Annotated in this window: 14 protein-coding genes and 1 pseudogene; 1 reads left to right on the forward strand and 14 read right to left on the reverse strand. The window is 71.2% G+C overall.

Going from position 1 to position 13,550, the window contains the following annotated elements:
• Nucleotides 1-318 precede the first annotated feature (318 nt).
• From GT354_RS14510 to GT354_RS14570, 13 genes are all read right to left on the reverse strand, one after another.
• Nucleotides 319-417, reverse strand: coding sequence for an AURKAIP1/COX24 domain-containing protein (locus GT354_RS14510; protein ID WP_012854759.1), 99 nt, complete (start codon nucleotides 415-417; stop codon nucleotides 319-321).
• Between the two features lie 120 nt (nucleotides 418-537).
• On the reverse strand, nucleotides 538-741 hold the full coding sequence (locus GT354_RS14515; RefSeq protein ID WP_161356720.1) for a helix-turn-helix domain-containing protein: 204 nt from the start codon (nucleotides 739-741) through the stop codon (nucleotides 538-540).
• Between the two features lie 178 nt (nucleotides 742-919).
• Nucleotides 920-1,726, reverse strand: a complete 807-nt coding sequence (locus GT354_RS14520; RefSeq protein WP_161356721.1) for a phosphatase — start codon at nucleotides 1,724-1,726, stop codon at nucleotides 920-922.
• Between the two features lie 28 nt (nucleotides 1,727-1,754).
• Entirely contained in the window at nucleotides 1,755-2,960 is a 1,206-nt protein-coding gene (locus GT354_RS14525) for an acetoin utilization protein AcuC (protein ID WP_161356722.1), read from the reverse strand.
• Between the two features lie 32 nt (nucleotides 2,961-2,992).
• Nucleotides 2,993-4,189 carry an MFS transporter gene (locus GT354_RS14530; RefSeq protein ID WP_161356723.1) on the reverse strand — a complete coding sequence of 399 codons (1,197 nt, stop codon included), beginning with the start codon at nucleotides 4,187-4,189 and terminating at the stop codon, nucleotides 2,993-2,995.
• Nucleotides 4,190-4,297: 108 nt separating this feature from the next.
• Nucleotides 4,298-4,945 (reverse strand): HAD family hydrolase, encoded by a 648-nt coding sequence (locus GT354_RS14535; protein ID WP_161356724.1) that lies wholly within the window; start codon nucleotides 4,943-4,945, stop codon nucleotides 4,298-4,300.
• A complete protein-coding gene (gene proC / locus GT354_RS14540; protein WP_161356725.1) occupies nucleotides 4,942-5,751 on the reverse strand; it encodes a pyrroline-5-carboxylate reductase in 810 nt (269 codons plus the stop codon). The genes GT354_RS14535 and proC overlap by 4 nt, the downstream gene beginning before the upstream one ends.
• An 84-nt stretch (nucleotides 5,752-5,835) precedes the next feature.
• Nucleotides 5,836-6,570: an ABC transporter permease gene (locus tag GT354_RS14545; RefSeq protein ID WP_161356726.1), complete on the reverse strand. Its 735-nt coding sequence runs from the start codon at nucleotides 6,568-6,570 to the stop codon at nucleotides 5,836-5,838.
• Nucleotides 6,567-7,328, reverse strand: a complete 762-nt coding sequence (locus tag GT354_RS14550; RefSeq protein WP_161356727.1) for an ABC transporter ATP-binding protein — start codon at nucleotides 7,326-7,328, stop codon at nucleotides 6,567-6,569. Before GT354_RS14550 ends, GT354_RS14545 begins: the two co-directional genes overlap by 4 nt.
• Nucleotides 7,329-7,451: 123 nt before the next feature.
• The gene (gene ilvD / locus GT354_RS14555) at nucleotides 7,452-9,305 is read right to left on the reverse strand and encodes a dihydroxy-acid dehydratase (RefSeq protein WP_161356728.1); all 1,854 of its coding nucleotides are present in this window, start codon (nucleotides 9,303-9,305) and stop codon (nucleotides 7,452-7,454) included.
• An 87-nt stretch (nucleotides 9,306-9,392) separates the two neighbouring features.
• Nucleotides 9,393-10,052: a TetR family transcriptional regulator gene (locus GT354_RS14560; protein ID WP_161356729.1), complete on the reverse strand. Its 660-nt coding sequence runs from the start codon at nucleotides 10,050-10,052 to the stop codon at nucleotides 9,393-9,395.
• Complete coding sequence (locus GT354_RS14565; protein ID WP_161356733.1) at nucleotides 10,045-10,875, reverse strand: sugar phosphate isomerase/epimerase; 831 nt, start codon at nucleotides 10,873-10,875, stop codon at nucleotides 10,045-10,047. The genes GT354_RS14560 and GT354_RS14565 overlap by 8 nt, the downstream gene beginning before the upstream one ends.
• Nucleotides 10,876-11,031: 156 nt before the next feature.
• A complete protein-coding gene (locus GT354_RS14570) occupies nucleotides 11,032-11,958 on the reverse strand; it encodes a Ppx/GppA phosphatase family protein (RefSeq protein WP_161356730.1) in 927 nt (308 codons plus the stop codon).
• A 249-nt stretch (nucleotides 11,959-12,207) separates the two neighbouring features.
• Here GT354_RS14570 and GT354_RS14575 point away from each other — a divergent pair, with 249 nt between their 5' ends.
• On the forward strand, nucleotides 12,208-12,954 hold the full coding sequence (locus tag GT354_RS14575; protein ID WP_346012031.1) for a hypothetical protein: 747 nt from the start codon (nucleotides 12,208-12,210) through the stop codon (nucleotides 12,952-12,954).
• Nucleotides 12,955-13,033: 79 nt separating this feature from the next.
• Here GT354_RS14575 and GT354_RS55765 read toward each other — a convergent pair.
• Nucleotides 13,034-13,550, reverse strand: a pseudogene (locus GT354_RS55765) (sigma-70 family RNA polymerase sigma factor); the annotation flags it as partial.

Genomic DNA, 13,550 nt, shown 5'->3' on the forward strand with positions numbered 1-13,550 from the left:
AGAGCGCATGTGCGAGGCGATGGGATCCAACGTATCTGCACCGACTACCCGACGGGGGCGCGTTTACGAGCAGTTCACACCGGTTTCGCGCCGATGCGCGCCGGTCGACTCGTTCAGCGTAAGCGGCTGGGCCGCCCGCCTCCGCGAGCGACACCGCCGCAGCGACGTCGCGTGCCGCCTGTCGCGACGCCGCGTCCGCGTCCGCGTCTACGGATACCGGACGCGGGCCCGTAACGCACGACGACCGCCCGTCGCGCCCCCGAGGGGAGCACGACGGGCGGTCGCCCAAGGCTTCAGCGGCACTAGCCGGTGGGATGCCTACTTCTTATTGCGACGCTGCACACGCGTCTTCTTGAGAAGCTTGCGGTGCTTCTTCTTCGCCATGCGCTTGCGACGCTTCTTGATGACAGAGCCCACCGACAACCCTCGCTTACGTCACGTTCTTACCGCACGGAGCCGGATCAGCCCGCACAACTGGGGGCCAGCCTACTCGCCGCCCCGGCCCACCTCTAAACGAGGCGGTCCGATACTGCACTCCTACGCTGTTTCCACGTAGGAGTCTCGCAGGTAGTCGTGGACGGCCTGCTCCGGAACTCGGAACGACCGGCCAACCCTGATGGCAGGCATCTCGCCACTGTGAACCAGGCGATACACCGTCATCTTGGACACCCGCATCACCGCGGCCACCTCGGCCACAGTCAAGAAGTTGACCTCGTTGAGAGGCCTCTCTCCAGAAACCATGACGCACCGAACCATTCAGCACGCGTCGGGCGCCGGCTTCCCCTCCGGCGACTGCCACACGCACGTGCGTCTTTCGAGAGTAGTGGCAGGTGGTACCAGTGGGGAAGAGGAGTGGTTATCCCACCTCAATCGCCCATTGGACTTCTTTACCGATCGATCCAGGACAGTACGGATCGATTCAGGACAGTTGGGACCGGGCGAGCACGTACGTCATGAGTGGTTTGTACAGGTGCGGAGCCACGTTGTCGTCGAGGGGTACGACCACTTCGACTCGCCCCTCCTCGGCCCCCACGAACAGCGCCGGATCGTTGCAGTCGGCGAATCCGATCGCCGCGACACCCGCCTGACCTGCGCCTCCGGCCCAGCCGTGGTCGCCGATCACCAGGTCCGGCAGCGGCTCGCGTCGGGCCGCGAGTTCGGCCAACATCGCGCGGATGGCACGGGCGGAGTGCGTGTGCCGGAAGTCGCCCGCGTCGTCGGTGACCATGGCGACATCGCCCGCGTAGCGCACCGTGCGGGTGTGCCCGCCCTCGGCGGTGGGGGTGCGATATGTCCACCCTCTCGCGGGGCGCAGGATGGTACACCCCGCGTCGCGCAGCACGCGCGCCAGCGTGCGGTACCAGTCCTTTAGGCCGTTCGGGTGACCCGTGGCGACGATCACGCGCTCGCGGCGGGCGGCGGCGAGCGCGACGCGGTCGGCGTACGCGTCGAGTCCGGCGATCGTCAGGTCGGGATCGATCGTGTCCTGGCCGTTGCGGTGGGCCGGATCGGCGACGACTCCACAACGGCGGACCATCAGGTCGAGCACGTCGGCGGCGGTCCACCTGCCGTCGGGTTCGAGGCCGAACAGGTGGCCGGGATGGCGTTCGCTCATCAGCCGGTAGTGCCGGAGATTGTTCTCCCGTGAGGTCGCCACGTCGCCGGCGATCCGGCCGCGCACGAGGTGGGAGCGAAGCTCCGCAGGGGTGGGAACCGCAACGGTCACGCACAGCTCCTTGGGTCGATCGAACGAGTCACAGATCGAACATCGGGTCGAGGCCGTGCGCGGGAAAGACCGCTCGGCGCGTGGCCAAAATCGCCTGGTCGGTGCGATCCGCCGGGTCGTAACCGGCCGAGAACGGCCGAAAACAGCCGGTCCCGCCATCGGTCATGCGTTGCGGGCTCGGCTCGCGGGTCAACAGGCGGACCTCCTCGCGCCAGTCGAGCGGCACGTCGCACGCGGGGTCGATCGGGTGCCCGGCCGCCTCGGCCACCAGGTGTGTCCACGAGCGCGGGACCACGTCCACCACCGCATAACCCCCGCCGCCGGTGGCGACCCAGCGCCCACCGGCGTGCTCGTGGGCGAGGGCGTGCAGCGCGGCGTGCGTGACGCGCTGCGCGTCCAGGCTCAGCGCGAGGTGTGCCTGTTGGTCCTCCACGTGGGTGTCGGCGCCGTGCTGGGTGACGAGCACCTGAGGACGGAACTCGGCGAGCAGCGGCGGGACCACGGCGTCGAACGCGCGCAGCCAGGCTGCGTCGGAGATCCCCGGTGGCAACGCGACGTTGACCGCGCTGCCCTGGGCGTCGGGCCCGCCGACCTCGTCCACGAAGCCGGTGACGTAGGGGAACAGGAACCGCGGGCTCTCGTGCAGGCTGATGGTGAGCACCCGAGGGTCGTTCCAGAACGCCTTTTGCACGCCGTCGCCGTGGTGCACGTCGACGTCGACGTAGGCGACCCGCTCGGCGCCGAGTTCGAGCAGGCGCGCGATGGCGAGCGCGGGGTCGTTGTACACGCAGAAGCCGGCGGCCGCGTCCGGCATCGCGTGGTGCAGGCCGCCCGCGAAGTTGACCGCGTGCTCGGCCCCCTCGGGGTGGTCGGGGCCCAGCCACACGGCCTCGGCGGCGGCGATCGAGGCGCCCGCGATCAGCGCGGACACGTCGTGCATGTGCGCGAACGCGGGGGTGTCCTGGGTGCCCAGGCCGAACTCCTCGGGCGCCTTTTCGGGGTCGATCGACGCGCGGCGCACCGCGGCGACGAGCTCTTCGGTGTGCACCATGGCGAGTTGCCGGTCGGTGGCGATCCGCGGTGCGCGCACGGTCAGTTCGGGCAGGGTGTGCAGGCCGAACGCGCGAATGAGGTCGATCGTCAGGCGCAGCCGTACGGGCTTCATCGGATGCCACGAACCGAAGTCGTAACCGGTCATCCGGTCGTCCCACATCACGTGCACGGCTCGACTCATGCCGTCACGCTACCGCCCGAGTCGGCTCTCGATCATCGGTCGTGAGCCGGTTCACCGTGGGGGGCGAAAGCCCGGGCCAGGGGCAGTACCGCGAGCACCAGGACGAGTGGCACGAGCATCGCGATCCGAAACGACGCGAGGTCGGCGATTCCGCCGACGAGTGGGGTCCCGATCAGGAAGCCGGCGTAGTTGAAGATGTTGAGCCTGGCCACCGATTCGTCCGCGTCCGCGGGGGCTCCTCGGCCGCCCGCGGCGAAGGTCTGCGGGACGATCACGCACAGGCCCACGCCCAGGATCACGAAGCCGAGCAGGCCCACCGCCGCGTGCGGTGCGGCCAGCACGACCGCGAAGCCCAGGGCCGAGACCACGCTGCCGGCGCGCACCACGTTGACCATGCCCCAGCGGCGCACGCCCAGGTCGCCGACGCTGCGCCCGATCAGCGACGTGACCATGTACGCGATGTAGGGGACGGTCGCGAAGCCCTCGGAGCTGTCCAGGACCTTCTCCAGGTAGACCGCGCTCCAGTTGGCCACGGTCGAGTCGCCGATGTAGGCGAACGTCATCACGGCGCACAGCGGGAGCAGCGGGCCCCACGGGATCTTGCGCACCGGCTCGGTGGGGTCCGCGACCGTGACGGGGTCGGCTCGCAGGTAGCCCGAGCCGACGGCGAGCACGGCGGGCACGGTCAGCACGGCCGCGCCGGCGTACATCAGCACCAGGGGGACGTCGCCCCACGCGCACAGGCCGGCCACGCCCGCGCCGGCGAGGCCGCCGAGGCTGTACGACGCGTGGAAGCCGAGCATGATGCTGCGACCCTCGCGAGCCTGGATCGCGACGCCCTGCATGTTCATCGTCGCGTCGACCGCGCCGAGTGACATGCCGAACACGAAGAGCACGATGGCCAGTTGCCACAGTTGGTCGCCCGCTCCGACGCCGATCAGGATCGCGCAGACGATCGGCTGCGACACCCGCAGCACGGTGTGGCTGCCGTAGCGCTTGGCCAGTGACCCGGCGAGCACGCTGCCCACACCGGCGACGATCGGCACGACCGACAGGACCGCGGTCAGCGTGCCGTCGCCCATGTCGTAGCGGCGTTGGATCGCCGGGATCCGGGTCACGAGCAGGGCGAAGGACGCGCCCTGGATCAAGAAGCACGCGAGCAGGCTGAACCGTGCACGGCGCAGCGTCTCGTCCCTGGACGGCCCGGCCGCCGGTTGTGTCACCTGCATGGGCGTGCACGCTACCGACGGGTCACTTCCGCGGACAGAGGGCGGGGGATCTTTTTGACTAGCCGTCAGATACGACTTCGGACAAACTGGTACGAAGCGCCCTTGGGGTTACAGATCCAGCAGGTCCGGCAGGTCGGCCATGTCCTTGAAGAGCGCGTCGGCGTCCGCGAGCCGTTCCGGCGGGGTCATCGCGCAGTAGCCGTACACGGTCATCCCGGCCGCGCGCGCGGCGGCGACGCCCAGGGGGCTGTCCTCGACGACCGCGCAGCGCGCGGGGTCCACCCCCATCGTGGCGGCGGCGTGCAGGAACAGGTCGGGTGCGGGCTTGCCCTGCGCGACGTCCTGGCTGCTGAAGACGACCGGGTCGGGGAAACGGCCGATCAGCGCGGTGCGGGTCAGCGCGATCCGGATCCGCTCGTGCGTCCCGGAGGAGGCCAGGCAGTACGGGACGCCGGTCGCGTCGAGGCGGTCGAGCACGGCGGCGACGCCGACCACGGCTTGGAGTTCGGCGCGAAAGCCCGCGAAGACCCGCTCGTGGTAGACGTGGTCGAAGTCGGCGGGCAGGGTGATCCCGGCGCGCTGTGCGACCATCGCGTGCACGCGTGCCATGGTGCCGCCGAGGTAGTCGCGCAGCGAGTCCTCGTAGGTCGTGGGCACACCCAGTTCGGTGAGCAGGCCGGCGAGGGCCCGGTTCGCGATCGGCTCGCTGTCGACCAGCACGCCGTCGTTGTCGAACAGGACGAGATCGGGCTTCACTTGAGGCCCTCGGCGATCTCCTGCGACCGGTTGCTCGCCGCTTCGAGCGCGGCCAACAGGGCGGCGCGCACGCCGTGGTTCTCCAGCTCGCGGATCGCGGCGATGGTGGTGCCGGCCGGCGACGTGACGGCCTCGCGCAGCAGGGTCGGGTGCTCGCCGGAGTCGCGCAGCATCACCGACGCGCCGATCGCGGCCTGCACGATCAGGTCGTGCGCGGCGGCACGCGGCAGGCCCAGCAGGATGCCCGCGTCGGTCATCGCCTCGACGAGGAAGTAGAAGTAGGCCGGGCCGGAGCCGGACAGCGCGGTGACCGCGTCCTGCTGCTTCTCGGGCACCCGGATGGTCTTGCCGACCGAGCCGAAGATGTGCTCGACCTGGTCGAGGTGCGCCCCGGTCGCGTGCGCGCCGCCCGAGATCGCGCTCATCCCCTCGTCGACGAGGACGGGCGTGTTCGACATGACCCGCACCACGGGGGTGCCGGCCGCCAGTCGGGCTTCGAGGAACGCGGTGGTGATGCCGGCGGCGCCGCTGATCACCAGACGGTCCGCGGGCACGTGCGGCGCGAGCTCTTCCATCAGCGTGCCCATGTCCTGCGGCTTGACCGTCAGGATCAAGATGTCGGCGGCCTTGGCGGCCTCGGCGTTGGAGACCGCCTCGACGCCGTAGCGCCCGCGCAGGTCCCGGGCCCGCTCGGTGCGCCGGGTCGTGACCAGGAGGTCGTCCGGGCTCTTGCCCGCCCGGATCATCCCGGACAGGAGTGCTTCACCGATTTTGCCGGTGCCGACGACGGCGACCCGCTGAGCCATGGCCCCCACACTTTCTCGCGTTCGTGGTGCGGCGTGCGTCCCGCGACGCACGCCCATGGCCACCGTACGGTACGTACACGTGTCCTATGGGGTGCGCCGGCGCAGGGTCGGCGCACCGAGCGCGAGGGCCGCGAGCACGCACCCGATGATCACCGCGATGTCGCGAACGAGCAGGCCGGAGACCTCGCTTCGGGTGCTGAGCCGCGTCATCGCGTCGACCGCGTAGGACAGCGGCAACACGTCGGAGACGGCTTCGAGCACCGGCTGCATCTCGGTGCGCGGTACGAACAACCCGCACAGCAGGAACTGCGGCAGGATCACCGCCGGCAGGAACTGCACGGCCTGGAACTCGGTGTCGGCGAACGCGCTCACCAGCAACCCCAGGGCGAGCCCGAGCAGCGCGTCGAGCACGGCGACGCACAGGATCAGCCACGTCGGTCCGGCCACGTCCAGTCCCAGCAGGCCGATCGCGAGCCCGGTGGCGACGGCCGCCTGGACCACCGCGACCAGCCCGAACGCGAGCGCGTAGCCGCCGATCAGCTGCATCCTGCCGATCGGCATGGTCAGCAGCCGCTCCAGCGTGCCGGTGGATCGCTCGCGCAGTGTGGCGACCGAGGTGACCAGGAACATCACCACGAACGGGAAGATCCCCAGGAGCGGCCCGCCGATGTGGTCGAACTGCTGCGGTCGGCCGTCGTAGAGCCAGTACAGCAGCGTGAGCAGCACGCACGGCACGAGCAGCATGAGCGCGATCGTGCGCGGGTCGTGCCGAAGCTGGCCGAGCACGCGGCGCGCGGTGGCGGTGGTGGCGTTGGTCATGACGCGCTCCTCGAACTCGTGGCGGGGGTGGCGGCCCGGGCCCCGTCGACCAGCGCCAGGAAGGCCGCCTCGGCGTCCTGGGCGCCCGTGCGCGCCAGGAGCGTGGCGGGGGTGTCGTCGGCGAGCAGTACGCCGTCGCGAAGCAGCAGCAGCCGTTCGCACCGCTCGGCCTCGTCCATCACGTGGCTGGACACCAGCAGGGTCACGCCGTCCTGGTCGGCGAGCCGGTGGAACAGCGCCCACAGGTCGCGGCGCAGGACCGGGTCGAGCCCGACCGTGGGTTCGTCGAGCACGAGCAGCTCGGGGCCGCCCAGCAGCGCCGCGGCAAGCGACACACGCGCCCGCTGACCGCCGGAGAGCTGGGCCACGGCCGCGCCTTGCCGATCGGTCAGGTCCACGTCGCGGATCACCCGGTCGATCTCCGGGCCCGACGCGCCCAGGATCGCGCCGAAGTAGCGCAGGTTCTCCAGGACGGTCAGGTCGGCGTAGACCGAGGGCGCCTGGGTCACGTAGCCGATCGAGCTGCGCAGCCGCTTGTGGCCGGCCGGCAGCCCCAGCACGTCCAGTCGCCCGCTCACCCGGGCCTGCACGCCGACGATCGCGCGCATGAGCGTGCTCTTGCCGCACCCGCTCGGGCCGAGCAGCCCGGTCACGCTGCCCCGCGGCACGGCGAACGAGAGGTCGTCGAGCACCACCCGCTCGCCGCGCACGACGCGCAGACCTTCGGCCCGGATCGCATCCCCGTCGTAATTCATCATGTGTTGAATATGCGCGCGCCGGACCCGTCCCGTCAAGCGATCGCGCGGCTTTCCCCCGGTTGCCGACAAACGCCGAAGGGGCGCCCCGGCCGCAGCCGGAACGCCCCTTCGAAACGGAGAGACTCAGTCGAACATCGACACGTCGCGCACCGCGCCCTTGTCGGCGCTCGTGGCCATCGCCGCATAGGCCTTCAGCGCGGTGCTGACCACGCGGTCGCGGTCGACCGGGCGGAACTTGCCCAGCTCCGTGAGCAGCGCCGCGCGGCGCTCGGCCAGTTCCTCGAACGACACTTCCAACTCGATCGTGCGGTTGGGGATGTCGATCGTGATGGTGTCGCCGTCGTGCACGAGCGCGATCGTGCCGCCCGCCGCCGCTTCGGGGGAGACGTGCCCGATGGACAGGCCGGACGTGCCGCCGGAGAACCGACCGTCGGTGATCAGCGCACACTTCGCGCCGAGCCCGAGACCCTTGAGGTACGACGTCGGGTAGAGCATCTCCTGCATGCCCGGGCCGCCCTTGGGGCCCTCGTACCGGACGACCACCACGTCGCCCGCCTTGACCCGCTTGCTGAGGATCGCGTGGACGGCCTCCTCCTGCGACTCCACCACGACCGCCGGGCCGGAGAAGGTCCAGATCGACTCGTCCACACCGGCCGTCTTGACCACGCACCCCGCCTCGGCGAGGTTGCCGTACAGGATGCCGAGGCCGCCGTCCTTGCTGTACGCGTGCTCGACGTCGCGGACACAGCCGGCGGCGACGTCCAGGTCGAGCGAGTCCCAGCGCTCGGACTGGCTGAACGCGGTCGCCGAGCGCACGCAGCCGGGGGCCGCGTGGAACAACTCGACGGCCTCCGCCGACGGCGAACCGCCGCGCACGTCCCAGGTCTTGAGCCACTCGGCGAGGCTGTCGGTGTGCACCGAGCCGACGTCCTCGTGCAACAGCCCGGCGCGGTGCAGCTCACCGAGCAACCGGGGCACGCCACCGGCGCGGTGCACGTCCTCCACGTGGTAGGGCGCGTTGTTCGGCGCGACCTTGGCCAGGCACGGCACCCGACGCGAGAGCGCGTCGATGTCGGCCATGGAGAAGTCCATCTCGGCTTCCTGCGCCGCCGCGAGCAGGTGCAGGATCGTGTTGGTCGAACCGCCCATGGCGATGTCCATCGCCATCGCGTTCTCGAACGCCTGTCGGGTGGCGACGTTGCGCGGCAGCACGCTCGCGTCGTCCTGGTCGTACCAGCGCTTGCACAGCTCGACGACGGTGCGCCCCGCGCCTTCGTACAGCGCCTTGCGCGCGGTGTGCGTCGCGAGCACCGAGCCGTTGCCCGGGAGCGCGAGGCCCATCGCCTCGACCAGGAAGTTCATCGAGTTGGCGGTGAACATGCCCGCGCACGAACCGCACGTCGGACAGGCCGCGTTCTCGATCCGCTCCAGGTCCTCGTCGGAGACCGAGTCGGAGGCCGAGTCGGCGATCGCGGAGATCAGGTCCATGTGCGGACGCACGGTGCCGTCCACCATGACCGCGGTGCCGGCCTCCATCGGGCCGCCGGAGACGAACACGGCGGGGATGTTCAGCCGCAGCGCGGCCATCAACATGCCGGGGGTGATCTTGTCGCAGTTGGACACGCACACCATGGCGTCCGCCTGGTGGGCGTTGACCATGTATTCGACGGCGTCCGCGATCAACTCGCGCGACGGCAGCGAGTAGAGCATCCCGGCATGGCCCATCGCGATGCCGTCGTCGACGGCGATCGTGTTGAACTCGCGGGGGATGCCACCGGCGGCCGTAACGGCCTCGGAGACGATCCGACCGACGGGCTGAAGGTGGGTGTGGCCGGGTACGAACTCGGTGAAGCTGTTGGCAACCGCGATGATCGGCTTGCCGAAGTCCTCACGCTTGACTCCTGCGGCCATCAGCAGGGCGCGGGCACCCGCCATTTCGCGACCGTGGGTGACCGTCCGAGACCTCAGTTGCGGCACTGCACACACCCTCTCAGCACATTCACCGGTGAATCCGGGTGCTTTCGAGCTTACGTCCGCGCCGCGGACGAACGGCGCGGGCGTCCACTATGCGACCCTCGGGCCGCCGTCGAGATGGTGCTGAAGCACGGGCGCGATCCGCGCCTCGATCTCCGCGCGGGGCGTGGACGCGATGGGCTCCAGGCGCAGGATGTAGCGGGTCAACGCGACCCCGAGGAGTTGGCTCACGGCCAGGTTCGCGCGCAGCGGCGCGTCCTCGGTACCGATCCGATCGGCGAGCCGCGTGGTCAGTTCGACGGTGACGAACTCGCGCGTCGCCGAGTTGTCGTCGCCGAGCACGGCGGTGCGCAGCATGGCGAGCAGTCGCTCCCGCGCCGCGGGGTCCTCCCACAGGTCCAGGAACGTCGCCGCCAGCCGGGCGCCGACGTGCTCGGGACCCTCGGCGAACACGTGGTCCACGACCACGTCCGGGTCGATCGGCAGTTCCATCGCCGCGATGAAAACCCGTGACTTGGAGCCGAAGTAGTGGTGCACGAGCGCCGGGTCGACGCCCGCGCCGCGCGCGATCGCCCGCACCGAGGCACCCGCGTAGCCCCGAGCGGCGAACTCGGTGCGGGCCGCGTCCAAAATCGTGGTCCGTGTCTCGCCGGTGCCGGCGCGTCGACCCGGCGGACGCCCGGGGCCACGACGCGCGGGAGTGGGCTCGCCGGTCACGCCGGTCGGTCCCTTCGGGTCCGTCTCAGCCATGGTTGTGCTCCGCCTCCGCTTCCGCCGCGAGGTGCAGGCGGGTGTACGCGAGCGCCTCGGCGAGGTCCGCCTCGCGTTCGGCCCGCGATCCGCACCGACGCGTGTTGACCTCCAGGACGATCGCCCCGGCGAAAGAGGTACGAGCGAGGTGTTCGAGCAGTTCCGCGCACGGCTGCGTACCGCGTCCGGGGACCAGGTGCTCGTCCTTGAGCGAACCGCTGCCGTCGGCGAGGTGCACGTGGCCGAGCCGGTCGCCCATCCGCTCCAGCATGCGCATCGCGTCCGAGCGCGAGGTCGCGGTGTGCGACAGGTCGAGAGTGAAGTGCCGATAGTCCTCGTCCGAGGGGTCCCAGTCCGGCGCGTACGCCGCGACCTCCTTGTCGCGATAGCGCAGCGGGAACATGTTCTCGACCGCGAACAGCACGTCGGTCTCGGCGGCCATCCGCTCGATGCCCCGCACGAAGTCGCGCGCGTAGCTGCGCTGCCAACGAAACGGCGGATGCACCACGACGGTGGCGGCCCCGAGCCGCTCGGCCGCGCTCTGCGCGCGCACGAGCTTGGTCCACGGATCCGTTCCCCACACGCGTTGCGTGACGAGCAGACACGGAGCGTGCACGGACAGGATCGGCACGCCGTGATGGTCGGACAGGCGCCGCAGCGCCTCGACGTCCTGGCTCACCGGATCGGTCGAGACCATGATCTCGATCCCGTCGTAGCCGAGCCGGGCCGCGATCTCGAAGCCGTCGGCCGTGGACTCGGGATACACGGAGGCGGTGGACAGGGCGATCTTCGCGTCGGGCACCCGGAGAACCGCGTCCGGCAACCGCGCCTCGGACGTGTCGGCCCCCGTACCCGTGAGTATGTCGTGGTCGGCCACGTCGCCCAGAGTAAGACCATCCGCCCTTTTCCCGACCGGTACGACCCGAACGGGCGTGCCCGGGCCATATCGCGCGAAGACGCGGCGGACGGCCGCCGTCGGTCAGTCCATCCAGTCCAATCGGCGCAGGATGATGCCCTCGCGCAGCGCCCACGGGCACACCTCCAGGGCGTTCACGTTGAACAGGTCGAGCGCGGCGTCGGCCACGATCGCGCCCGCCACGAGCTGCGGCGCGCGACCCACCGAGACGCCGGGCAGGCGCCCGCGCTCGATCGCGGACATCGCCGCGAGGCGCGGCAGCCAGTCGGCGAGCCCCGCCCGGGACAGCGCGCGCTTGACATAGGGCCCCTCCCCCGAGGACGGCGCGCCGGCGATCCGGGCGAGTTGCTTGAACGTCTTGGACGTCGCGACCACGTGATCGGGCCGGCCGTGCCGGTTGAAGTCGGCGACGGTACGCGCGATCTCGGCGCGCACGTGCTTGCGCAACACCCGCACCTCGTCCGGCGTCGGCGGGTCGCCGTGCAGCCACGCCCGGGTCAACCGGCCCGCGCCCAGCGGCAGCGACGCCACCGCGTCGGGCTCCTCGTCGACACCCGCGGCGATCTCCAGCGAGCCGCCGCCGATGTCGAGCACGAGCAGTCGCCCGGACGACCAGCCGTACCAGCGACGGACCGCGAGGAAGGTCAACCGGGCTTCGTCGGCGCCGGTGAGCACCTGGAGGTCCACGCCCGTCTCGCGGCGCACCCGATCGAGCACCGCCTCGGAGTTCGCCGCCTCGCGCACCGCGGAGGTCGCGAACGGCAGGAGGTCCTCGACGCCCTTGTCCTCGGCGATCTCCAGGGCACTCGCCATCGTCCGCACCAGCAGATCGACCCCGTGCGGGGCGATACTTCCGTCCGGTTCGAGGAGTTCGGCCAGGCGCAGCTCACGCTTGTGCGAGTACGCGGGAAGGGGACGAGCACCCTGGTGGGCGTCGACCACGAGCAGGTGGACCGTATTGGAGCCCACGTCGAGAACACCGAGTCGCATGTTCCCGACCGTATTGCGTCGGTCTCCACGCGCGAGCGCGGGCGCCCTTTTTCGACCGGCCCTCGAAGGCGCCCGGTGGTCGTCGCGCCCGGCTCCCGGGCCGGTCCCCCGTCCGTGGTCGACGGCCCGGGCACCGGTTCGAAACCGTGCTCGGGCCGCTTCCCGGGGCGTCCGCGGGTTCTCCCGCGTGGTTCGGGCACCGCTCGCGCGCGGGAGCGGAATCCGTCGCTCCGGGGGCCGTAGGCTGGTGTGGTGCCCGAGGTAGCCCTGGATTTTCCGCGCGCTTGGTTCGAGTTTCCCGACCCCGACGATGCCGATCAGCTGTTCCGCTGCGACCTGACGTGGCTGACCTCTCGCTGGCAGTGCATCTTCGGCGCGGGCTGTCACGGGGTGGTCGCCGGCCGCGCGCCGGACGGATGCTGCTCGCTCGGCGCGCACTGGTCCGACGAGGACGACGAGAAGCGCGTGCTGACGTGGGCCGAGCGACTGACGCCCGAGACGTGGCAGTTCCACGACGTGGCGACCGAACACGGCGTCAGCGAATCGGAGGACGGCGACCTCCGGACGCGGCTGGTCGACGGCGCGTGCGTGTTCCTCAACCGACCGGGCTTCGCGGGCGGCACCGGCTGTTCGCTGCACGCGCTCGCGCTGCGTGAAGGCGTGCACCCGCTGGAGACCAAGCCCGACGTGTGCTGGCAACTGCCGGTGCGCCGGACCTACGACTGGATCGACCGTCCGGACGAGACGCGCGTCCTGATGGTCACGATCGGCGAGTACGACCGCAGGGGCTGGGGCCCGGGCGGCCACGACCTGCACTGGTGGTGCACGGGCAGCACCGAGGCACACGGCGCGGGCGAACCGGTCTACCGGTCGTACGGGCCCGAGCTGCGCGAGCTGATGGGCGAGGGCGCCTACGCGGTCCTGGTCGAGGCGTGCGAGGCGCGGTTGGCCGGCGGGCGCCCGTTCGCGCCGCACCCGGCGGACCCGGTGCTCTGACCGGTGCTCGGACCGGGGTTCGGACCGGGGTTCGGACCGGGGTTCGGAGCAGGACTCGGACCGGGGCTCGGAGCGGGACTCAGCGTGTGGGCGAGGGTGACGCGCTCACCGGCGGCGTGGTCTCGACGGGCGAGGGTGTGGCCGTGGCCGACGGGCTCGGCGCCGGATCGCCGGTGCGGCCCTCGATGGTGACGACCACGCCACCCGGCTCGACCACGATCCGCGCCGTCCACGAACCCTTGGGGGCGTGGTCGGCGTCGACGGTGACGGTGATCGTGTCCTGTCGACCGGCGGCGAGCGTGCCGCGTGCGTGACTCAGGCGCAGCCACGGGGCCTGCGAGTCGGCCTTCCAGTCGATCGGCGCGCCGGTCGTGTTGAGCAGCGTGATCACCGTGCTCTCACCGGTGTGGGCGACCGTGACGACCGGCGGCGTGGGTCTGCCGGCCGACTCGGGGCCGGGCGGGGGCGGGAGGTAGGCGGCCCCCGGCCTCGGCGCGGCGGGTTGCGCCCCGGCCGCCGGTGGCGACGCGGACGCCGCGGGCTCGCCGGGCACACCCGGCAGGGGCGGCACCCCCGGCCCGGCCGACGCGTCGGGC

The organism is Streptomyces sp. SID3343 (genome assembly GCF_009865215.1).
GTDB lineage: Bacteria > Actinomycetota > Actinomycetes > Streptomycetales > Streptomycetaceae > Embleya.